This window comes from Enterococcus sp. DIV1375a (assembly GCF_051712205.1).
Classification (GTDB): domain Bacteria; phylum Bacillota; class Bacilli; order Lactobacillales; family Enterococcaceae; genus Enterococcus; species Enterococcus faecalis.
This window is the reverse complement of the sequence record NZ_JBIOOM010000002.1, coordinates 1-21,871: the sequence shown is the minus strand read 5'-3', so window position 1 is coordinate 21,871 and position 21,871 is coordinate 1. Positions and strand designations below refer to the sequence as shown.

At 31.2% G+C, this 21,871-nt stretch carries 20 protein-coding genes and 8 pseudogenes; 8 read left to right on the top strand and 20 right to left on the bottom strand.

Annotated elements, in window-relative coordinates; all coding sequences use genetic code 11:
* Positions 1 to 808: 808 nt before the first annotated feature.
* A pseudogene (locus IGJ63_RS13325) lies at positions 809 to 901 on the top strand (IS200/IS605 family transposase); the annotation flags it as partial.
* Here IGJ63_RS13325 and IGJ63_RS13320 read toward each other — a convergent pair.
* The 5 genes and pseudogenes from IGJ63_RS13320 to IGJ63_RS13300 all read right to left on the bottom strand — a co-directional run.
* Positions 876 to 1,712, bottom strand: a pseudogene (locus IGJ63_RS13320) (ABC transporter permease); the annotation flags it as partial. The pseudogenes IGJ63_RS13325 and IGJ63_RS13320 overlap by 26 nt on opposite strands.
* A gap of 1,008 nt (positions 1,713 to 2,720) precedes the next feature.
* Complete coding sequence (locus IGJ63_RS13315; RefSeq protein WP_070363692.1) at positions 2,721 to 2,912, bottom strand: hypothetical protein; 192 nt, start codon at positions 2,910 to 2,912, stop codon at positions 2,721 to 2,723.
* 808 nt (positions 2,913 to 3,720) lie between these two features.
* Positions 3,721 to 3,906, bottom strand: a pseudogene (locus IGJ63_RS13310) (zinc ribbon domain-containing protein); the annotation flags it as partial.
* A gap of 274 nt (positions 3,907 to 4,180) precedes the next feature.
* Positions 4,181 to 4,741: a DUF805 domain-containing protein gene (locus tag IGJ63_RS13305; protein WP_101731990.1), complete on the bottom strand. Its 561-nt coding sequence runs from the start codon at positions 4,739 to 4,741 to the stop codon at positions 4,181 to 4,183.
* Between the two features lie 124 nt (positions 4,742 to 4,865).
* Complete coding sequence (locus tag IGJ63_RS13300; protein WP_101731991.1) at positions 4,866 to 5,216, bottom strand: hypothetical protein; 351 nt, start codon at positions 5,214 to 5,216, stop codon at positions 4,866 to 4,868.
* A gap of 502 nt (positions 5,217 to 5,718) precedes the next feature.
* Between IGJ63_RS13300 and IGJ63_RS13295 the strand changes: the two genes are divergently transcribed.
* Positions 5,719 to 6,875 (top strand): IS3 family transposase gene (locus IGJ63_RS13295; protein ID WP_438746680.1). Its coding sequence is split into 2 segments (ribosomal slippage): positions 5,719 to 5,977 and positions 5,977 to 6,875, totalling 1,158 coding nucleotides; the frame shifts between segments, so codons are not numbered across the junction.
* A 34-nt stretch (positions 6,876 to 6,909) separates the two neighbouring features.
* Here the strand turns inward: IGJ63_RS13295 and IGJ63_RS13290 are convergent.
* The 3 genes from IGJ63_RS13290 to IGJ63_RS13280 are packed head-to-tail and all read right to left on the bottom strand — an operon-like array spanning position 6,910 to position 7,597.
* A complete protein-coding gene (locus IGJ63_RS13290; protein ID WP_226062445.1) occupies positions 6,910 to 7,056 on the bottom strand; it encodes a hypothetical protein in 147 nt (48 codons plus the stop codon).
* Between the two features lie 24 nt (positions 7,057 to 7,080).
* Positions 7,081 to 7,365: a bacteriocin immunity protein gene (locus tag IGJ63_RS13285; RefSeq protein ID WP_010717206.1), complete on the bottom strand. Its 285-nt coding sequence runs from the start codon at positions 7,363 to 7,365 to the stop codon at positions 7,081 to 7,083.
* 16 nt (positions 7,366 to 7,381) lie between these two features.
* Positions 7,382 to 7,597, bottom strand: coding sequence for a class II bacteriocin (locus IGJ63_RS13280; protein WP_057086846.1), 216 nt, complete (start codon positions 7,595 to 7,597; stop codon positions 7,382 to 7,384).
* A gap of 253 nt (positions 7,598 to 7,850) precedes the next feature.
* Between IGJ63_RS13280 and yajC the strand changes: the two genes are divergently transcribed.
* Positions 7,851 to 8,099 (top strand): preprotein translocase subunit YajC, encoded by a 249-nt coding sequence (yajC, locus tag IGJ63_RS13275; protein WP_050560578.1) that lies wholly within the window; start codon positions 7,851 to 7,853, stop codon positions 8,097 to 8,099.
* Between the two features lie 207 nt (positions 8,100 to 8,306).
* On the opposite strand, the gene IGJ63_RS13270 is transcribed toward yajC, so the two are convergent.
* The 5 genes from IGJ63_RS13270 to IGJ63_RS13250 all read right to left on the bottom strand — a co-directional run bounded on the left by IGJ63_RS13270 (position 8,307) and on the right by IGJ63_RS13250 (position 11,594).
* Positions 8,307 to 9,395 (bottom strand): hypothetical protein, encoded by a 1,089-nt coding sequence (locus IGJ63_RS13270; RefSeq protein WP_438746676.1) that lies wholly within the window; start codon positions 9,393 to 9,395, stop codon positions 8,307 to 8,309.
* Positions 9,396 to 9,627: 232 nt separating this feature from the next.
* Positions 9,628 to 10,227, bottom strand: a complete 600-nt coding sequence (locus IGJ63_RS13265) for a recombinase family protein (RefSeq protein WP_256277677.1) — start codon at positions 10,225 to 10,227, stop codon at positions 9,628 to 9,630.
* Positions 10,228 to 10,343: 116 nt separating this feature from the next.
* Complete coding sequence (locus IGJ63_RS13260; protein WP_002367773.1) at positions 10,344 to 10,613, bottom strand: type II toxin-antitoxin system RelE family toxin; 270 nt, start codon at positions 10,611 to 10,613, stop codon at positions 10,344 to 10,346.
* A complete protein-coding gene (relB, locus tag IGJ63_RS13255; RefSeq protein ID WP_002334254.1) occupies positions 10,603 to 10,836 on the bottom strand; it encodes a type II toxin-antitoxin system RelB family antitoxin in 234 nt (77 codons plus the stop codon). Before relB ends, IGJ63_RS13260 begins: the two co-directional genes overlap by 11 nt.
* Before the next feature lie 137 nt (positions 10,837 to 10,973).
* Positions 10,974 to 11,594 (bottom strand): DNA-methyltransferase, encoded by a 621-nt coding sequence (locus tag IGJ63_RS13250; protein ID WP_438746674.1) that lies wholly within the window; start codon positions 11,592 to 11,594, stop codon positions 10,974 to 10,976.
* Positions 11,595 to 11,700: 106 nt separating this feature from the next.
* On the opposite strand from IGJ63_RS13250, the gene IGJ63_RS13245 reads away from it, so the two are divergent.
* Positions 11,701 to 12,857 (top strand): IS3 family transposase gene (locus IGJ63_RS13245; RefSeq protein WP_438746672.1). Its coding sequence is split into 2 segments (ribosomal slippage): positions 11,701 to 11,959 and positions 11,959 to 12,857, totalling 1,158 coding nucleotides; the frame shifts between segments, so codons are not numbered across the junction.
* A gap of 40 nt (positions 12,858 to 12,897) precedes the next feature.
* Here IGJ63_RS13245 and IGJ63_RS13240 read toward each other — a convergent pair.
* The 5 genes and pseudogenes from IGJ63_RS13240 to tnpA form a co-directional block, all read right to left on the bottom strand.
* Positions 12,898 to 13,296, bottom strand: a pseudogene (locus IGJ63_RS13240) (IS256 family transposase); the annotation flags it as partial.
* A 148-nt stretch (positions 13,297 to 13,444) separates the two neighbouring features.
* On the bottom strand, positions 13,445 to 13,960 hold the full coding sequence (locus IGJ63_RS13235) for an IbrB-like domain-containing protein (protein WP_438746670.1): 516 nt from the start codon (positions 13,958 to 13,960) through the stop codon (positions 13,445 to 13,447).
* Positions 13,961 to 14,130: 170 nt separating this feature from the next.
* Entirely contained in the window at positions 14,131 to 15,441 is a 1,311-nt protein-coding gene (locus IGJ63_RS13230) for a DUF3440 domain-containing protein (RefSeq protein WP_438746668.1), read from the bottom strand.
* Positions 15,442 to 15,615: 174 nt separating this feature from the next.
* Positions 15,616 to 16,186 (bottom strand): annotated as a pseudogene (locus IGJ63_RS13225) (helix-turn-helix domain-containing protein); the annotation flags it as partial.
* An 11-nt stretch (positions 16,187 to 16,197) separates the two neighbouring features.
* Positions 16,198 to 16,604, bottom strand: a pseudogene (gene tnpA / locus IGJ63_RS13220) (IS200/IS605 family transposase).
* Positions 16,605 to 16,879: 275 nt separating this feature from the next.
* Between tnpA and istA the strand changes: the two are divergent.
* Both istA and istB read left to right on the top strand, forming a co-directional pair.
* Complete coding sequence (gene istA / locus IGJ63_RS13215; RefSeq protein WP_438746666.1) at positions 16,880 to 18,106, top strand: IS21 family transposase; 1,227 nt, start codon at positions 16,880 to 16,882, stop codon at positions 18,104 to 18,106.
* 12 nt (positions 18,107 to 18,118) lie between these two features.
* Positions 18,119 to 18,874, top strand: a complete 756-nt coding sequence (gene istB, locus IGJ63_RS13210; protein WP_438746664.1) for an IS21-like element helper ATPase IstB — start codon at positions 18,119 to 18,121, stop codon at positions 18,872 to 18,874.
* Positions 18,875 to 19,024: 150 nt separating this feature from the next.
* Here istB and IGJ63_RS13205 read toward each other — a convergent pair whose 3' ends face one another.
* Positions 19,025 to 19,444, bottom strand: coding sequence for an IS110 family transposase (locus IGJ63_RS13205; protein WP_438746662.1), 420 nt, complete (start codon positions 19,442 to 19,444; stop codon positions 19,025 to 19,027).
* A 273-nt stretch (positions 19,445 to 19,717) separates the two neighbouring features.
* On the opposite strand from IGJ63_RS13205, the pseudogene IGJ63_RS13200 reads away from it, so the two are divergent.
* Both IGJ63_RS13200 and IGJ63_RS13195 read left to right on the top strand, forming a co-directional pair.
* Positions 19,718 to 20,366 (top strand): annotated as a pseudogene (locus IGJ63_RS13200) (ABC transporter ATP-binding protein).
* A gap of 712 nt (positions 20,367 to 21,078) precedes the next feature.
* Positions 21,079 to 21,288, top strand: a complete 210-nt coding sequence (locus tag IGJ63_RS13195) for a hypothetical protein (RefSeq protein ID WP_438746660.1) — start codon at positions 21,079 to 21,081, stop codon at positions 21,286 to 21,288.
* A 463-nt stretch (positions 21,289 to 21,751) separates the two neighbouring features.
* On the opposite strand, the pseudogene IGJ63_RS13190 reads toward IGJ63_RS13195, so the two are convergent.
* Positions 21,752 to 21,871 (bottom strand): annotated as a pseudogene (locus IGJ63_RS13190) (type II toxin-antitoxin system PemK/MazF family toxin); the annotation flags it as partial.

The following is a 21,871-nucleotide window of genomic DNA, read 5'->3' as shown; positions in this document are numbered from 1 at the left end:
AACACACTGTAGCTTTTATGTATAAAATTTTTTGGTTTTTCGTAGTCTTGAATATTGTTATTTGGACATAGGGTTTTTACAAGTATTTTTAGTTGAAAGGGTAAAATGTGCATTGTAATAAGCAAAATGTTGGGTAGACTAGAATAAAGCTTCAAAAGAAATTGGGAAAATTATTGTTAATGGTTGGGTGTAACATGGGCCCAGGGCTCCTAGAGTAAGAAGGGTTATTTTAAGAAAAAATAATAGAGTTGCCGTAAAAGCAACTCTATCACCGATTAGAATATAAAGAACGCTCTTTCATTATGAAAAAACTTCTTGTAAAATACATACTTATTGTATATAACTTTATTTTATCTTTCAATAAAGAAATGATTTTTATTACAAAAGTAAATATGTTATATGAAATAAATTTATGATAAAATTCTACTTAATCAAAATATTTTGTAAAAATTCAAGTAAGCTTCTTAGCTAAACCTGACGGACCTTAACGACTGTAACAGAAATTTCTTAAAACAAGAGTATGCTTGATAGTTTATTTTTTACTAACAACGTTGTTTAATTTCACTGGAAATTCCCTTTTTTCTAAGGTCCTTGTAGCTTCTTAAATCACTGACTGGTATCCTTATCTCCTCTTCATTTCCTTGATTTTGAATATACACAATTTAACATAATTAGGCATTCATCATCCTCCATAGGTAGGTGATAAGTGCCGTTCGGCTTTCGGATTATCGTTGGTAAACCGAAGACCGACATATGACTTTGTGTTTTACTCCATGTTGTATTTAGTCTATATAAGAATGGACTATAAACGGAATTGACAAAATTTATCAATACATATAAAAGTGCTAGGTCACGCTTGATAAAATGTGATTTCCTGAGATATTTAGTTCTTGAATTTCTTTTGATTGTGTAAATGGATTGATTCCAATTTGATCACCATTAGGACCACCGTTTCCGCCATCAGGTGCTTGTCCTGGGTTACCTTGATTTGGACCGCTATTTCCTGCCGTATTCGCTTCTTGTCCATCTGGATTTTGCGAAGTTGTTTGCTGGTTCAACAACTGATTGCCGACTGCATTGCCAACAACATTTCCGCTAGCTGCAGCAATTCCTAAAGCGAAGATCATGCAAACAAAAATCTTAACGAAAAATTGTGAAATAACTTTGACTCGTGATTCACCTAATGAAAGTAATACACCGATTTCATATTTACGTTCACGAATCGACAGCATAATAATCAAGGTTAAAATAATGACTCCGGCTACAGCTACTAAAATCACGATATTCTTCGCAAAGCTTGCTACATTATTCAATGGTTGAAGCATTTGCTGATACATTTGAGCATTGGTTTCTAAACTGAATGTATCCGTATCGATCAATTTATTCGCTGCTTCTACAAAGCTGTCCATGTCTTGGGGATCATCTAAGTTATACACCGCCGAATCAATCGTTTTTCCTTCTGATCCAGTTAAGGTGTTAACCAGTGTATAAGAAGAAAAAATCGTATTCGCTGGATTCATAAAGTTGAAGCGAACACTCATACTATTGCTAGAATCACTTGTTTTGTAAATACCTTTAATAGTAACTTCAACATCTTTATCATCGAGATCTTTAATCTTAAATTTATCCCCGACACTTAGATCGTTTGCTTCCGCTAAACTTTGCTCGATCAGTACATTATTAGTCCCTTCATCATCCAAAGTGATTACCTTTCTGAGAAAAAATCACTAGCATCTTAGAAAGATAATCCAAAATCTACCAAAAATTTGAGAAATACCAAATAAGTAACAAACAACAGCAAAATTAATGTTTGTGTTTCTTGTCAAATTTTGAAAATTTCTTCTTATTTCTTGATGCTAAGTACTTTTCTCTAAACCTCTTTGCTACGTTTAGTCAAGTACTTTTTTCTATTGGTTTCATCAAGAAAAAATATACAAAATAAACCTAATAAATTAGAAATTTTTTATTGGGTACGCTGTAATTCTGGGTAAGAACACACTCCTTATGGGTCGTTAGAAGCCATGTATAAGTAATCATACGGGCTTGAATATCGTGTCATAGAGTGGAAACCTTTCAAGAGCTTGTTGATGTAAGCGATGAGCGCAATCTTATGCTCTTAAAATGAAAGTTGTGTTCTCAATTTATAGTAATAATCTCTCAGGTGATTGAGCCCCGCTGATTGTTTCCTGATTATGTTCATAATAAGAGAAGTAAAATTCTTGCTTTCAAACAAACATTGCTTTCTACGGTCAGATTGTTTAAAGATGTGTTCGTTTCGTTTTCACATTGTACTACGCAGTTTCCTAAGGGATCCTTTGCTAAAATCCGTTTTTAAAAAGGGCATCGTGAGGCTCTGAGAGCTTTTTTAACCGTTTTAAAACAGTTTTAGTAAAATATATCTTCTTAGTCTTGCTTATGAATGTCTTACAAGCCAAGCGGCCAGGACAATCCCTACTAACCCACGTACTTACTGTCGCAATAAATAAAAACCGCCCAACCTATTGCGAGTAGGTGTTGAGCGGTCGTGTCGTAATGCTGTACGAAACGAAATCCACATTTCGTACGTTTGCTATAACAAACTAAAATCAAAAACGCAAACAATACAATACATTTTAAATTGAATAGTCTTAAGAACCATTATTTTTCGATTTAAGTAATTTTGTATTCAAATCTATATTTTTTACCTGATCAAACCTAAAACCTCTTAAAATTGTTTTTAGTTAATTGTCGGTGAAAGACTCTTTAAATTTAAAAATATTTGCTCGCACTTGTTTATTTTCAAAATCTAGCCGTTTGGAAAGCTTGATTAATTCTTGACATTTGTCATTTAGATTTTTGTTTTCTAGCAACAAGCCTTTATTTATTTCTTTTGCTATTTTTGAAACATTAATTGTTTTCTGTGCTTGTTCCAACAGATTACATAGCTCTTGATAGTATTCGGAAGAAAACTTGGCTGTTTTAGAAGATTAGGAAAATGAATATATTGCTTAGAGAATACTTCTCTAAAAACAAAGAGATGACTACTGTTTCTGACAACTATATTGAACAAATTATTCTCAAACTAAACTTACGACCAAAGAAATGTCTAAATTGAAAAATACCTTATGGAGTGTTTTTTGATAAAACATTGCACTTAATTTGATAATTCATGATAAAAAAAGTCCCCGCTGAAAGACGGAGGCAGAGGGGACTTTTTTCGAGTGATAAACCTTGTTTTAGCAAGGTTTTTTAGATGAATCTACAATTATTTTATCGAAAAATTAATTTGTTTTCAACATTTATATTTTACGTATTTTGTAATAGTTACTATTATAAAAATAAATAAAAAAACAACCATATCAGCTGTTCTTTTCAAGAATAAATTTGTTAAGAATGATGTATTTTCCACTAAAACCATAAACAAATTTTACATAACTTTAATCTTAAGTAAAGAAATATTCTTTTTATTCGTGAAGGTGACAAAGTAATTGTGTATAAATGTAGTAGATGTGGCACTAAAAACCATTGTAAAATAGTTGAATTTAAGTATTTTCTGTATGTTGTTTTAACTTCATATTACTTGTTAATCAGTAACTACTCACCACTTAGCTAAACCTGACAGTTCTTAATGCTTGAAGCGGGAGCTTCTTGGGAAGAGAACATACTTTATAGCTTATTTTTTACTAACAGAACTGTCTCTTATTTACCAAGCCATTCCGCTATGGTTGTTGTTCATTTAATCTAATTTACTTCCTCAGTCAGAACATTAATACTAGCGTTGATATCTCGTTCATGATGAGTATGGCAAATAGGAAAAGTTCATTCTCGAATTTCGAGCGATTTTTTTGCTATTTTTATATGACTAGATGAAAACCACTTATCTGCTTTGATGATTTTCTGACCGTACCAGTCTGTTTTGTATTGTAGTGTCTAAATAATCATATTAATTAAGTATTAATGCGCAATGCCCGTGGGTTTCGTAACTTTTATAATTTCAAATTGCAGATTTCCGTCTAACAACACAAACCAAATAAAAAAGTCCAGAGAATTTTCTCCTCTGGACTTGACGCGATTTTACAATGTTTTTTACCAACATTATTTGACAAAAAAACTAAATTAAAACATAGCCAAAAATAATTTTACAACTAAATACAAAAATAATACGAAGACTATATAAGTTGCTTTCAGATATATTTTAAAACTAGTCTGCTAACCTGAAAAAGAAACGTAAAATTTTATTTTCACTTTTGATAGTTAGCGTGTCTGTAGGAAAAATTGTTAATAAGAACATAAAGACACTGAGAGCAAAAGTTAAAAATGTGAGTAAAACATTGTCTCCCAATATAAATTCGCCTGTGACAAAATCCAAACTAGAATTTATTGGCTGAGACACGACAAGGACAAAATATAAACAAAAACTTCCCCAACCTGTCAAACCTACATCACGGTTGCGACGAATAGTCAATGCTAGACTCGGAATAATAACTATTATAATAAAAAGGAAAAAAGGAAGCGCCTGGAAAATATAATTCCGAATATAATTCCAAGATACCTCGCTTTCATTCATCAAGATAACCTCATCAAATTCAAACAGGCTGGAAGACGCCATCATACCTGTAACAATAGCAATTATCGCTAGTATAAGCATTACCCACCAATACCCATCTCGGGTGGTTCTTCCTTTAAAATCTATATATCCTCGAAAAAAATCCTTAATGGCTCTATTAAAAGTTACTTTTCCTTTCTGTTCTATTCTAACCATATTACTAATTCACCTCTAATTTTTGTTAATCTTATTCTTATCAAGAATTTATACTAAAAATTCTTGATACACACACTTTTATTATACATTTTACAAACTGCTAAATTAAGATTTAGGTAAATAATTATACATATATTTCTTTACCATTAGAATAAATTACCTTTACTTTATTTTTAGTAATCCCTTTTACTAGAAAAATCTTATCTTTACTTTTATAATTATCAATTTTAAAACTATTCTTTGAATAGTCGTACGAAAAATAACTAGATTTACCATTGGAATTTTTTGCCATAACAAATATTCCATACGTATCTGTTATACTATCATAAATTATTTGCTCAAATTTCACCTCGACAATTCCTGAAAATGTATTCTTTAAGACCTCCACTGATTGTTTCTCTACAATAGCTTCTTGTGAGTTTTGTACATGTTTTTTTCCCGCAATCCCTATAAAAAGTACACTAAAAAATAACATTATTAAAAATTTTTTTCTTATATATATCAACTCATTTCTTACAAAAATTTATAAATAAACCAGCAAATACAAATATATAACTAATAATTCTTTATTTTCTCCTCTTCCATCTGCATAATTTATAGAAAAGACCTTCGATTAGATACTCTATAAATTAATTGTTATGTTAGTAACGTAATATACATTTTTTTTACATACATAATAAGATATATGATTTGCTATCGGTAATGCTCTATTTTCAACTTTATATCTTTTCAACTCATTCATTAGTTTTTTCTTTGCAAGTTCTAAACATGTTGAAACTAAATCCGCTTCTATAATTATGTTACTTATATCAGGGAAGTAACCATATACCGACTGTTCATAAAAAATTATAATAAATGGATACTTTTTTTTCATATTTTTGTAGTTCCTTTATATGTGCATGTATCCTAATAAAGTAGACACATTTTTTGGTATACTATTAAATAAATAGACAGAAATTTTGAAAGGAATTTTTAATATGGTAAATAACAGAAAATCACCACGTAAATTTGACGAAGAGTTTAAAAAATCCATTGTAAAACTTCACGAAAGTGGTAAAACTCAAAATGCTTTAGCTAAGGAGTACGGCATTGCTCTTTCTTCAATTGCTCGTTGGGTCAAACAATATTCCGAAGTAAAAATTGACGATGACACGATCCTTACGGCCCGTCAAATCAAACAGCTACAAAAACGAAATGCGCAACTCGAGGAGGAAAATTTAATCCTAAAAAAAGCGATTGCCATATTCACGCCTCGCTTGACGAACGATTAAAAGCCATACACATTCTTCGATATGAACACAGTATTGTTACACTCTGTCGTGTACTCAAAGTCAATCGTTCCACTTATTACAAACGCTTTTCTGGAAAAGTAGCCCCAAGAACAAAAGAAAATCAACACCTAAGAAAAGTGATTTTAGAAATTTATACTTCTTCTCAAAAACGTTTTGGCGCTGCAAAAATCCGCCAGATTCTTTTGCGTGATTATGGCATTTCGATTAGTATTGGTCGTGTTTATCGCTTGATGAAAGCAATGGACCTCCCAAAAATGTCTACAGTAAAGCCTGTTTTCAAAAAAAGGAAAAACAAGGTTTCTTTGACACGGCCAAATCATCTAAACCAAGCGTTCAATCCACCTGCACCCAATCAAGTTTGGACAAGTGATTTTTCTTATATCCCCATCGGTAAGAAAACATTTGCGTATTTGTGTGTCGTTTTAGATTTGTTTTCTAGAAAAGTAATTGCTTGGACCGTAGGATCAACGATTGATACAAAACTAGCCATTCAAACAGTAGAAAAAGCACTTCATTCTCGAAAATTAATGAATCCTGTTCTTTTTCATACAGATCAAGGGTCTCAATATACCTCTTTTGAATTTAGAAAGTTTATAGAGCATCATCCGATTGTCCATTCTCTTTCAAAACCAGGTTATCCGTGGGATAACGCCGTTACCGAAGCTTTTTTTAAATATATGAAAAAAGAAGAATTAAATCGCCGTTCATTCCATTCAATCGAAGAAGTACGTTTGGCTTGTTTCGCTTACATTGAAGGATTCTATAACACCAAACGTCCTCACGGAACATTAGATATGCTTACACCAACTGAAAAGGAGGCTCTTTACTTTGAATGTCTTTAAGTATCTTCTCTTTTTGTGTCTACTTTATTGACATCTATCCAACTTCTCCTGATAAAGCTTCTTTTCTTATTCTTAATAAAAGATCATTTAAGTTTTTATCTGAATAAATCTGTGGATTCGCTAATGCATTATTTGTTAATTGAATAATCTTTTCCAACGCTTCTTTTTTCTTGATGTCCATAAACTCTCCTAAAAAAACGATTGTTTAACTCCAAATACCGATAGACGCCCAGCCTCTATATTTTTGGCCCTCTTTAGTCACAAATTTTTGCAATTCAATAATTGATTTAGGCATTTCAAAATGATGTCTTGCTAAATACTCACTATTAATTGTACTTAATTTATAACAGACTTCACCGATATTTGTTTCATTAGTTGTCAATCTTTTGGCACATTCAAATAACTTATCTTTTAACCCCTCATATTCATTTATTTTAGGATCATTATACGCTTTACTAAGTAAATCTAGTAATTCTTGTTGTTTATCCATTTTAAACTAATCCTTCCTATCTAGGAGCCCAAGGGCCATGTTGTACCCAACCATTAACAATAATTTTTCCAATTTCCCTTGAAGCTTTATTCCAGTCTACCCAACATTTTTGCTTATTACAATATAAACCATTTCCGTAATACGTAGCAGCTTCTACATTTGTTCCTAATGCTGTAAAACCAATCCCAATCATGCCACAAATAACTAAGCCTTTAACTAATTTCTTTTTCATGAATGTTCACCTCGAAAAATAAAAATTAGAAAACGTCTTCTATATAGAAATTATAGAACTATTGGTATAGTTTTGTAAATGTTAAAACAAAAGAATTTCCCTAACATTTTTGTAAGTTGGTATTCATCATTTCCAATTGTTTTTCGCCTGATTATTGTACCATTTCATTCAAAACAAATATTGCCATCAATACTTTCTTTTTATAAAATAGCCTTGATGTCTATATATAAATTTTTCAAACTAACAAGGAGAAATGAAACCGATGCTTATCATGCTGCTAGTTATTGTTGCTATGTATTTTTATCTGTTTCGTACACAGAAAAAGCAACAAAAAGAACGACAAGATTTTTTAAACAATTTACAACCAGGAGACGCTGTTGTGACTATTGGAGGGTTACATGGAGTAATTTCTGAAATATCTTCAGATAAAAAGAAGGTAACTCTCGACTGTGAAGGGGCGTTTTTCGACTTTGATCAACAATCTATACGAGCGAAAAAATAAGCAGAAAAGAACCCCTCTCTGCTTATTTTTTCTTTTATTTGGTAAAGAATAGCCTAACTCTTTCAACTGTTTTTTCGTGACGGGAGTGTAAAATAAACTGTGTAAGTTGCTAATTCTAGATAAAGCAGCTTCACAGTTTATTTTACACTCCCTAGTTATGATAGTTATCTCGTTAATCCAAACACCAAAATAGTTTTATATAATTACTTAATCTACGGTTTCTTTAATAAGATCATATAAAGTTACTGGCTTTTCACTTGTTTGATTATTTAACTGAGTTTGCCAAGTAGTATTCCCTAACTTATTAAGCACCTCACACCATAATCCACCAGAAGAATAAATCCAGTTAGAAGGAATACTACTAATATCCATCTGTCCATTTTGAATGAAAGGCATAATCTCATTGAACGGAATATGTTCTATCTTTTGTCCTTTGGAATCACTAAAACATGTCACATTATATTTATAATTTGCTGCCTTTGCTGCTTTTGCACTAACATAATTTGCTGTTCCTTCAAATGTTTCTGCCATCGTTTCATCTTTAAAATAAGCGGGATTTGATTTTTTCAATTTCTCTGATTCTACAATATATTTCTTTACATTAGCCTTCAATATATTGAGGTTAGTTGTTTCTTTCCATGTTTCTTCTTGAATATTTTGCAAAATATCATAACGAGTTGCTAAAAGTTCTTTATCTTTATCAGTCAATGATTCTGTTGAAAAACGCCCCCCTAAAAGTTCATTTCCCCAAGATGGTTGTACTTGATTATGAAAAGCCTCATGAGATAAGAAGTTAATAAAATGAGAGGAATCATAAGCACCATCATCAATATTCGCATTTTTTTCATAACGTAAATAAAAAACTTCATTCGCGCAAACATTTACCTGTTCTCCTAATGTATTGAATTTACTCAATAAATAAGTTTTATACAATGTAGGAGACATTGCCGCAATCCGATACACTTTCACTACAGAATCACTTGGCATGTTAATTTCTTTTGCAAAAATACTTTTAACAGTTTTTTTAGGATTGATTAAATAAGCTTCGCCACCTCTGCCATCCACAGCCAGAAAGCTATATTTGTTGAGATCATATCCTGCCCAAACTTGTTTAGTTTTATATGCCTTATAGTAATCCTCAATTTCTTGTAACACTATTTGATTACTTTTACTTAGATCTTTATAATTCGTACCAAACTGATTTTTGATAGTAAAAAACAACGTTACAACAAACAATATAGAAAATAAAATTAAAAAAATTTGTCCAACTCGATACAAATATCTTTTTTTTACCATTGATTTCCTCCCAAAAATTATTGTCTAATTTTTCAAATAATACCTTTTTTACTGACATCGTAGCAAAAATAACCATTGGCTTGTTTTCTTTTTAAACGCGTTTTTTTGTATCTTTGATAATTTGTAGAATAGATTCGACCATTTGACATTTCTTATTCGATACCCTGAAACCAAAGAATTTTCCAACAACTAAATAATCTTCTCTCTATTTTCCATAATAACTTCTCTTTATCTATTTTTCACTAAGTAATTGTTCTTCTTTAGCTTGTCTTTTAATTCGTTTAAGAGTAGACAAAGAAATGCCTGTTTTCTTTTCTACTTCTCTCATACTGTTTGTTTCCATTAACTCTAATGCATGTTTGTATTTATCATTCAAGACTCTTTTCGGACGTCCTTCTCGATAGTTTTTATTATTTGCTCTGTGCCACTGTTTTCCTTCTTGGGTTCTCGTTACGATTAAGTCTCGTTCAAATTGCGCAAAACTACCTAACATGTTCATCATTAACGTTTGCATAGAATCACTTTTATTTGGCTCAAAGTTTAGGGCATTATCTAAGAAGGTGATAGTCACTCCTGAATTGTTTAAAGAAGAGATAATCGAATTTAAATCAACGATACTTCTAGCTAGCCGATCAATTTTCGTCACTAATACTTTATCGCCAGGTTTTACAATAAATAGTAGTTCTTCTAATTCTTTCCTTCCTTCTTTTTTTGTTCCCGTATATTTTTCACTGAATATTTTTTCTGCTCCAGCTTGTTCTAGTTTTTGAATCTGGGTTTTGTAATCTTGATTACTAGTACTCACTCTTGAATAACCATAAATAGACAAAATTTATTCACCTTTTCTGAACATAAGTTTTTGATACCTGACAATTCTAAGTATAGCACGAAGAACCAAATAGGTCAAAAACTTAAAAAGTTTTTGACCTCTTTGGTTCTTACTATAAATTATTTTTTGTAGATAGTACTCCTATGTCCTATTGAAAATATTTGTATTATAATTTCTGAATCACAAATATTAGCCAATATTCGATAATTTCCGATTCTGTAACGCCATTCACCACTTCTATTTCCAGTCAAGCCTTTTCCATGTTGACGAGGATCAGTAGTTCCTTCTAAATTTTTTCTAATCCATGCTACTATTATTCTTGCCTGGTTTCTATCCATTTTTTTTAATTGTTTCTGAGCTTGTGGCATATATACAACTTTATATTTCATTTAATAGATTCTCCATTTCCTCTTGAGAAATACCAATCTCTTTTTTCTCTTTGGAAATTTCCATTGCGTTCCGTAAGGTTTTTAAATCAATTTCATCTTCAATTTTATCTAATACAGTTTTTCGATAAAGTTCAGTTAATGAAGAATTGTGAGCTTTTGCATATTCTAACACAAGTTCTTTTTCATCCTCAGGAATTCTAAATGTAATTGTTGATTGAGACATCTTATTACCTCCATTCGCGCTTTGTAATAACATTGTATTAAAAATAAGCAAATTTGTCAATACATTGTAATTACAAATATAATAGTTAATCCAATATATAGAATAAAATATGAACGATAATTATCTAGTACGTATTATCAAAACAATTCTACTTGTGTCACATTGGTTTTTATCCGTTCCAAAGACTGTTTATAATATTTTTCATTCGTTTCAAAACCAATAAACTGTCGGTCTGTATTCAAACAAGCAATCGCTGTTGTCCCACTTCCCATACAATTATCCAAAACAATTTCTCCTGGTTTTGTGTATGTTTTTACTAGATATTCTAATAACGCTACAGGTTTCTGTGTAGGGTGAATGGTATATTTTGTCGCATCTTTTGAAAAACGCAAAAGATTGTTAGGATAACCTGTTACCTCTTGTGTGTAGGTCTTTCCAGAAAGCCTACTAGAATAAACATTATCATCATATTCTGATCGACTAGCTACACGCTTATTTTTTAAGGGAATTAAGCCTTGCGGATAATAATTAGGTCTTCCTTTTGAAAAAACAGAAATCGTTTCTATGCAACGCATTGGTTGTGTTTTCGCAAATGTAAAACCAGTCACATTATTTTTCAACCAATACCAGTCATATTTATAAAGTTTGAAATTGCTCATACGTAATGCAGTAGAAAAAGGTTCTGCCCCGAATAAAACAATAGGGGTATCTTTTTTAGCTATTCGCAAATAGGATTCCCACAACTTATCCCAGGACAATACCTCATCCCAGGAACAAGCTGTATGCATGTATCCTAATAAAGTAGACACATTTTTTGGTATACTATTAAATAAATAGACAGAAATTTTGAAAGGAATTTTTAATATGGTAAATAACAGAAAATCACCACGTAAATTTGACGAAGAGTTTAAAAAATCCATTGTAAAACTTCACGAAAGTGGTAAAACTCAAAATGCTTTAGCTAAGGAGTACGGCATTGCTCTTTCTTCAATTGCTCGTTGGGTCAAACAATATTCCGAAGTAAAAATTGACGATGACACGATCCTTACGGCCCGTCAAATCAAACAGCTACAAAAACGAAATGCGCAACTCGAGGAGGAAAATTTAATCCTAAAAAAAGCGATTGCCATATTCACGCCTCGCTTGACGAACGATTAAAAGCCATACACATTCTTCGATATGAACACAGTATTGTTACACTCTGTCGTGTACTCAAAGTCAATCGTTCCACTTATTACAAACGCTTTTCTGGAAAAGTAGCCCCAAGAACAAAAGAAAATCAACACCTAAGAAAAGTGATTTTAGAAATTTATACTTCTTCTCAAAAACGTCTTGGCGCTGCAAAAATCCGCCAGATTCTTTTGCGTGATTATGGCATTTCGATTAGTATTGGTCGTGTTTATCGCTTGATGAAAGCAATGGACCTCCCAAAAATGTCTACAGTAAAGCCTGTTTTCAAAAAAAGGAAAAACAAGGTTTCTTTGACACGGCCAAATCATCTAAACCAAGCGTTCAATCCACCTGCACCCAATCAAGTTTGGACAAGTGATTTTTCTTATATCCCCATCGGTAAGAAAACATTTGCGTATTTGTGTGTCGTTTTAGATTTGTTTTCTAGAAAAGTAATTGCTTGGACCGTAGGATCAACGATTGATACAAAACTAGCCATTCAAACAGTAGAAAAAGCACTTCATTCTCGAAAATTAATGAATCCTGTTCTTTTTCATACAGATCAAGGGTCTCAATATACCTCTTTTGAATTTAGAAAGTTTATAGAGCATCATCCGATTGTCCATTCTCTTTCAAAACCAGGTTATCCGTGGGATAACGCCGTTACCGAAGCTTTTTTTAAATATATGAAAAAAGAAGAATTAAATCGCCGTTCATTCCATTCAATCGAAGAAGTACGTTTGGCTTGTTTCACTTACATTGAAGGATTCTATAACACCAAACGTCCTCACGGAACATTAGATATGCTTACACCAACTGAAAAGGAGGCTCTTTACTTTGAATGTCTTTAAGTATCTTCTCTTTTTGTGTCTACTTTATTGACATCTATCCAGTTTGTGGAGTATAGTGATGACCGTACATTTTTTCGATCAAATCAGCAATTTCAGACATCGTAACACCTTTTTCGAATAAATGGATAATAGTGGTTTCCAATGTATCGTTTGTTCTTTTGTAGGCTGGTAAAGTTTGTTGTTTAAACTCACCATTACGATCTCTAGGTATTTCCAATGTTAATTCACCATATTCGGTTTTGATTGATCGAAAGTAAGAACCGTTTCTCGAATTACCTGAATTAAAACCAGTGCGATCATATTTTTCGTAATCTAAAAAAGCCGTTAATTCAGTCCGTAGGAGTGTGTTTATCGCTTTTTCTAAGTGCGAACGGAATAATTCATTTAAATCGCCTTTAGTGACTAGAGTTTGCACAATTTCTGTAGTAAAATCATTCATAGGGAAGTCCTCTTTTCTGTGAATTGGTTGTCGTTAACTTTATTCTACAGAAGCGACTTCCTTTTTTGTATGGATTTTTTCATTTACACAAAATATTTTACACTCTCACAAAAGTTATATCAATAAACGTTTATTATGTATAAAAACACTATTTTTTATAATATTTTTTTTCAAAAGCTACCCAAGATTTACTAAATTCATGATTACTAAATGCTTCCTTTAATCCTGAGGTTTGCTTAAATCTAAATACTTCTTCTAAATCCATCCCAAGCTTTTCTGCTATTTTCTTATCATTCCACCCTTTGCTAACCAACTCTTTAACTATTATTTCCATTTTGTTTACTTCATGGGTTCCTCTAGCTCTGTTATGTCTTATTGTTGAAGCCATTCTATTTTCTAATGAACGATTTATTATTGTGACAGGAACTTTAGATAACCCCAGTCGTTCTTTGGATACACGATATCTATGAAAACCATCAATCAATATATATTTATCAGAATTTTCATCATAATAACATACTAATGGTTGTGTAAATCCATCTTCAATAATCGATAACTCCAACAAATCCATTTCTGGTGGAGCAACTTTATTGGGATTGTAGTCATTTGCTATTATTTTATTTAAAGATACTAATTTCACATTAAGAACAGGAAATTCAATCATATTTTTATCACACATCCTTTTGCAAAAAATAAAAATTTTTTTCAAATAACAGCATATCACATATACTATCTAAATTTTTTAACTATATACGTATTACTTATATTAACTAGAAAGAGTATTTTTTATACACTCTTTCACCACACTTCTATAGCTTAATGCGATTATAAATTTCACTTGAATAAATAATCTATCTTGGTATTCAGTTTTTCTAATTGATATTTAGGCAAGTTTTCAATTCCTAAGCTTGCGCCAAATTCTACTGCTAATTCATACAATTCCTCTTCATCAACTTTAGTAAGTCCATATTGTCTTGTACTTAGACAATAATCATTTTTTTCTAAAGCTTTTGCAATTCCTTTCCAGTTATGCCATAACTTCTCATCTTTTTCCCATTCTTTTCGTGAGGATTCCTCAGGTATATCAGCAATATTAATTCCAAAATTTTTTTTATAATAATTAATTAAAATTGATATTTTTCTATAATAGTGATCTTGCATTTTCCTAGAATGTAATCCTATAGATTCCAACAAAAACACAGTATATTCTTGCCAAGTCATATGTAAAGGCTTATTTGTTTTATAATGAGCTAACAATGTTGTTTTGGAATATATTTTTCCAAAATTTGCACCAGAAACTCTATTAACAACTTTTTCCCAAGTAAATGGTTCTACTAATGCGTACTGCGCAAGCCCTTTTCTTTGTTGTAAGCCGTAAGGTTGACAAATTCTCATCTGTGATAAGGGAACTCTCATTTTATATAGCTTTTCATAAAATTCATTAATAAACCAATTATATTTGGAATAAGCCCCCCACACGTCCTCAACTGACCAATCATATATCGGATAAAAATTTACAGTGTTTTTATTATACTTAGATTGACTTTTAATCCACGGTTTACCATCGTAGCAAAATCTAACATTAGATACTGAATTATATCTATTCAAGCTTTCTTGGGCTCGTATCCCAATACCACATGCAACAGCCTCTTCATTGTGTTTATAAGAATACCAATAAATAAAATTTTTTAAAAATTTATCTGGATTAAAATTTGAACTTTTATATAAATTTGTTAGACTATTGCTAGAACAAATCGTTTCAAAAGTTATAGCATCTTTAGGCATTGGCTGAACCCATCGCTTTTTTTCTTTTTCATCCCACATTAACCACTGAGGTTGAAAAATGCTTGCTGTGTTATCTTCATAAAAAGGCAAACAAAAATGATATATTTGCTTTACAGAATTTAATTTTTTTATTTTTTCCATAAATTTTCTAGTAGCACTATAATTTGCTTCAATATCCAAAATTAATAAATCAAATTTTTTATTCATTTTACGTGCTACAATATCGGCAAGTTGAATCATAGCTCCACTATCTTTACCACCACTAAAAGAAAAATAAACATGGTCAAATCTTTCAAATATATACATTAAACGTTTTTCTGCTGCTACTAGAACATTTTCTGAAAAATAACATTTTCCCATACAGAATCCTCCATTTCTTAGTGAACTACTCACCACTTAGCTAAACCTTACAGTTCTCAACACTTGAAGTGGGAGCTTTTTGGGAAGAGCACATACTTGCTAGTTTATTATTACGCAACATACTTTTTGTATTTAATTCTTCAATACAAACAATAATATCGTGGTTTTTGTTTAAAGAATCATAAAATCTATAATACCTAAATCAATAGCAAAATTAGACAGTTCACTAATTTCTTCTTTACATAGCAGAGAAATAGAGTATTTACCACTAGAATGATAGACTGTTGTAACAAATTTGATTCGGCCTTTAGGTTGTCTATGAAGCGTAATTTTAACTAACGACTTCAACTTAGGAAGTTTGACGAATTTGTTAACAATCAAAGCGATTGTTCTACTTTGTTTGTTAGTTGTGTAACTTTGAATCGGATTTTTCTTGCTTTTGAAACGAAGAAATCCGACGGATTTATCGCGAAAGAAGTTCTTGTACGCTTTATCAAGATTGAGTTGTGCATACGCTAAAGCAAGATTATCCACTTCTTTCAGGAACGGAAAATCTTGCTTGTATTTTACTGGAGATAGAAAACTCATTTTTAGAGGAATCATGTCTAGTTTCTTCATAAGCTTTCATTCGGTCATCAAGCATTAGATTGTAGACTTTACGGACATAGCCAAAAGATTTACCAAAGAAATTTTTTGCCTCTTCTGTTGGATAAATTCTAAATTTATATACTTTTAGACATTCCATAAGATTCACCTCTATTTGTGATTGTTTCCTTGATTTTGAATATATTTCTTGATGACTTCGATAGATACACCACCAGTTGTCAAAAGACAAAAACTTTTAGACCAAAACATTTCTATCCAAAGAAACTGTTTGATTCTTGAAATATCACGTTTTATCAATCGTGAACTAGCGCTTTTATAAGCATTGATAAATTTTGTCAGTTCTGTTTTAGGGTGAGGTTTGAACATAATATGAACGTGGTCTTTATTATGATTTCGTTCAACTAAAGTAATATGATACGATTCTGAAATTCTTTCAAAAATATCTTTAGCAAATTTAGATAGTCCATCATCAATGACTTATTCACGATATCAGTTACCAGTACAAGACGATAATAAAGTAGAAACACTGAACGATTATTAGTATCTAATTTCCATATTATATCAGCTCATTTCTTATATAGAGTGATTATAACATGGGGTAAAATAAAAAGGCAATAATCCTTATGTTCGGTCTTCTAGTTACCAACGGCATTCCTCATTCTCCTATAGAGGATGGACGACTTCTGCCTAATTAGGTTAAAACAACTTACTTAGATTTTTATAACAAAAAGAAAAAACAATGTAAACACTGTAAATGACCAAGTTAAAATGTAGGTTTATGCGTCATTTGGTACGCTTTCCTTGTGTTATTTTATTCAAGGAGGAAAGCGTATTGAGAAAAGATATTTATGAAGGAGTGTTACCTTTCATTATGACTCATACAAAACCTAATTATGCTGCTCTAGCTAAACAATACAATTGTGATTATCGTACAGTAAAACGTTATTATGAAGCTGGAATAAGCAATAAATTGCCTTTACTTGCTCAAAAAAATAAAAACAAAAAAACTTTGGTTAGTGATTTTGAAGATATTATCGCTGACAAATTAGCTTTAGGTTGTTCTGCTTCTGCCATTTATCATTTTATTTCTAAACGTGGCTATCGTGGAAGTGCACGAACACTAAGAAGATATTGCCGAAATATCCGAGCAGATAAAATACAAAAAGCAACGATTTGTGTGGAAACAACCCCTGGTTTATCTGCTCAAGTTGATTGGAAAGAAGATTTAAAATTAGTCAATAAATTCGGCGAAATTATTTCTTGTAATATCTTTCTTTATGTTTTAGGATATTCCAGAATTAAGTACTTAGAACTAACTTTTGATTGTTCTCAAACTACTCTATTTCGTTGCTTAACTAATGCCTTTCAATACACCGGAGGTGTTCCTACGGAAATATGGTTCGATAATATGAAAACTGTTGTTGACCGTAGTCGTAGTCAATTTTCTAAAGTTGTTTTTAATGAGCGGTTTCGACAATATGCGAAAGAAGCGGGATTTCTTCCAATTGCTTGTCGTGCGTTTCGACCTCAAACAAAAGGAAAGGTTGAAGCTCTTGCGCGCACAATCGAACGAATTCGTGTATTTAATTATGAATTTGAAACAACTCAAGAATTAGTTGAAATTGTTCAAACAATCATGGATTCATTAAATACAGAAGAAATTTCTCAAGCTATTCATGAATGTCCTAATGACCGTTGGTCATACGAGAAAGAACAATTATCTTCTTTTGATGCGAATCAACTTAAAATCTATTCTTCTGTTGAAAAACAAATCAAACGAAAAGTATCTAACGAAGCGATGGTTCAATGGAATCAAAACAAATATTCTGTACCCATCAATTACATTGGGAAAATTCTTACACTATGTGTAAAAGAAGATAAACTTTATATTTACGATGATTCTACTCTTGTTCGTACACATACAATTACTCATCAATTATTTAATTATCATCGAAATGACTATATAGAGATTCTACGTTCTGACGTTTTTAAACACTTAGAAGACGAAGAATTAGAGCGCTTTGTTGATGAAAATTTACAAGCGTATGACGAATTATAGAGGTGAATCATTATGTCTAATTATTATCATTTACTAAACAAATTAGAAGATTTGAATTTAAAACATACGAGAGAAATTTTACCAGAATATCTCGATACAATTGTTCAAGAAAATCTTAGTTTTGTAGAAGCTTTAAATCATTTAATGACAGAAGAAATAAACTCACGAAATGAACGACAAAAAGAAAATCGTTTAAGAAAGGCGAATTTACCGTTTAAAAAAACAATCAATGATTTTGATTTTGGATTTCAACCAAAGATTAACCGAACAGAAATTTTAGATTTGTGCACCTTACGCTTTATGGATACAAACAATAATATATTGTTTATTGGAAATAGCGGAGTGGGGAAAACTCACTTAGCTATTTCCATTACACTAGAAGCTATAACCAAAGGTTATTCTTGCCATTTTGCTTTAAGCAATGAATTAGTCAATCGATTAAATCGTGCAAATCAACGTGGAAATTTAGATCGATTGTTAAAAAAATATGCTTCTTACGATTTACTAATTATTGATGAAATTGGTTATTTGCCTTTTACCCCTGACGGGGCAAAGTTGTTCTTTCAATTAATTAATCTACGCTATGAAAAAAAATCAACCATTATTACAACGAATATTCCTTTGTCTCAATGGGCTGAAACTTTTCAAGATAAAAAATTAACAAATGCACTAATCGATCGATTAGTGCACCACGCTAAGATTATTCAAATTACTGGAAAGTCTTATCGAATTAAAGATTATAAAGAAAAAAAGTTGTCGTATAAGTAACCTTGTTATTTATGGGCCAAAAACCTACATTTTTGAATGGCCATTGACAAATTACCAAATGTATCTGAGAAAATTTGGTCATATTCAGAAAATACTTGATCTAAACAAGCAATTATTTTTCTTTTCAAATCGGAAGCAGAGTCTACTAAACTATAACGAAATCTTTCTAACTTGTTTTAATTGGAAAGTATCTTCTGTCGGAAGAGTAGTTTTCTCTGGCATATCTAACCTAATTACTTGAGCAATCAATACAGCATCAACTGTATCGGTTTTAGTTTTACGGATATAAAAATCACGTAAAACATCCGATTGAATGGGATTGAAAGCAGTAACTGAAAAATCCAATTTGTTTAAAAAAGAGTAAATGGATAGCCAATAATGGCCAGTAGCTTCCATTCCAATCATTGTATTATTTGGCGTTAGATTGTGTTTGTTAAAAAAACTGATAAGTTTTTCACTTCCGTGTTTTGTATTGGTAATACGAATGTTTTTTCCGATAACGTTACCTTTTTCATCAATTAAAGCCACTTCATGATGTCGTTTACCAATATCAATACCAATAAAGAACATAAAATCAGGTCCTTTCAAGGATTTGTCAGATAGTGGTTTTCCTCTCAGTTCTTGGACGATATAGCCTCGTTAGATATTCAGAAACAATGTTCTATCTAGCTCATTCATATACTAGTCTCAAGAATAGAGGCATCAGTCTTAATTAGGAAGATTGAAACTTCAAGGAGGCAACGGATGACCCCTATCTGCTTTACACAATTCTAAACCACAAAGTGGTTTGAATATAGAGTCACTTATTTAGTGCTCTAATAATATACGAAGGAGGAATTTTTAATGACACTATCAACAAAAGATTTAAGCTACTGGTACGAAGATAACCGACGATTATTCGAAAATGTTAATTTAACTTTTGAAAAAGGCAAAATGTACGCAATTTTAGGTACGAGCGGTTCAGGGAAAACGACTTTTTTATCTCTGATCGCAGGATTAGATACACCAAAAAGCGGGGAAATTTTCTATGACGACAAATCGTTGAAAAAAATTGGATTGCGGGAATATCGTCGTAAAGATGTATCAATTGTGTTTCAAAACTATAATCTACTGCCATATTTATCAGCAGTAGACAATGTGGTAACAGCGATGGAGATTGCTCAAAGCCAACAGACAGATAAAAAAAACTACGCCTTAGCGAACTTAGAAAAAGTCGGAATCACTATGGATTTAGCAGATAAAAAAGTTACGATGCTATCGGGTGGTCAGCAACAACGAGTAGCAATCACTAGAGCCTTATGCTGTGAACACGATCTAATTGTTGCGGATGAACCGACTGGAAACTTGGATGAAGGAGATCGTTAAACTTTTCCAAGAGATTGCACATAAGCAAAAAAAATGTATTATTTTAGTCACCCACGAACAGGATGTTGCTAAAGACTGCGATGTAGTGTATGAACTGAAAAATCAAGAATTCAATCAAGTCTCTTAAACAAACATAATTTCGGTGTAACTAATATGAAGAAATTTCTCAAGATGCTGCTTTTGTCTCTCCGTTTATTCGTTTTTAGAGATACCAGAAGAGCCCAGGACAAGTTTTGTTCAGTATCTTTTTTAGTAATAGTCGTTTTTTAGGTTGAGTGGAAGTTTTTTCTCAACAGTATTTTATTCGGCATAAACTATAAACATTTAATCACTAAGCAAATCACTCAATTATTTTGAGTGATTTTTTTAGTTCTTAATTTTAAAACAAAGTGTCCATAAACTCATATCAAAATCTATGTTCAATTATACTGGTTGATTAAAATTATGTTACAATAGACTCAGTAAAGGAGTGATTTCTTTGAAAATAGGATACACTCGAGTGTCTACTAGCGTTTAGATCGTCTATGCAGAAATATGGAAGACTTGATTTCAATCGTCAGCGGTAAATACTATATTTCTTTGTTATATAATAGGATTTACAAATAATTGGTATGATATGTTAAAAATAGTGGATGAATGATTATTCATCCACTATTTTTTAAGAAGCTCCCACTTCAAGAGTTAAGAACCGTTAAGTTTAACTAAGTGGTGAGTAGTTCACTAGGCTTGTATTTAATGAGAATAACTAATTATATATATATAAAATAATTATCTTAAAAAAATATATACATTGGTATAATAAAGATAGTAGATATATAAGAGAAAGAAGGAAAATACATATGTATTATGTAGAAGTGGAAACAAGAGGTGTAAAAAACAAACAATATGTAAAATCAGTGATGTATGATGAATATCCGTTATTAGGATCAATAAAGGAAGCAGAACCTTTTTCCAAAGAGTACGCTGAAAGAATCAAGAAAAAACTAGAATCAGAATTACATTGTGAAAAAGCACATGTACAAATTGTGGAAGAATTAAAGCATAACTAGTTATATGTAAAACTAAGTATCTATGTGTTATTTTTTATAATGTAATATAATGGTTATTATACACTTTAATCATAGATGTAATCTTGAATAGTAAAGGGTAAATTGTTCTATTAGTTATAGATTTTATCTTTATTTATCTCTGGCAACTATCTTTTAAAGAATATAACTTTTCTGATTAACGATTAAGAAAGATAGGCGCAATTATTAATAATATTGTACATAAACTAGTTTATCATGTTTTTCCTTTAATTTAAATAGTAATGGCTTATGAAGTTTCTGAAGTTAAACTAGTTTATTGTTTAAAACACTGAATATAAAATTCAGTGTTTTTTATTTTAAGTTATAGTTTGACACAAATAATTTTGCCAAACTTTTATGTACAAAATAAATAGAAGAGTAATTAATTTAAGAAAGGAATTTATTAATGTTTAACAGGTCAAAAACTTAAGTTTTTGACCTGCAACTAAAATTTATCTGTTTTATTTACTTTTTGAAATACGGTTCTAACTTTTAGCAATAATTCATCAATCAATTTTTCGTGTGCTGTTTCTAAAAACATGCATTGCCTAGCCTCATAATCGAT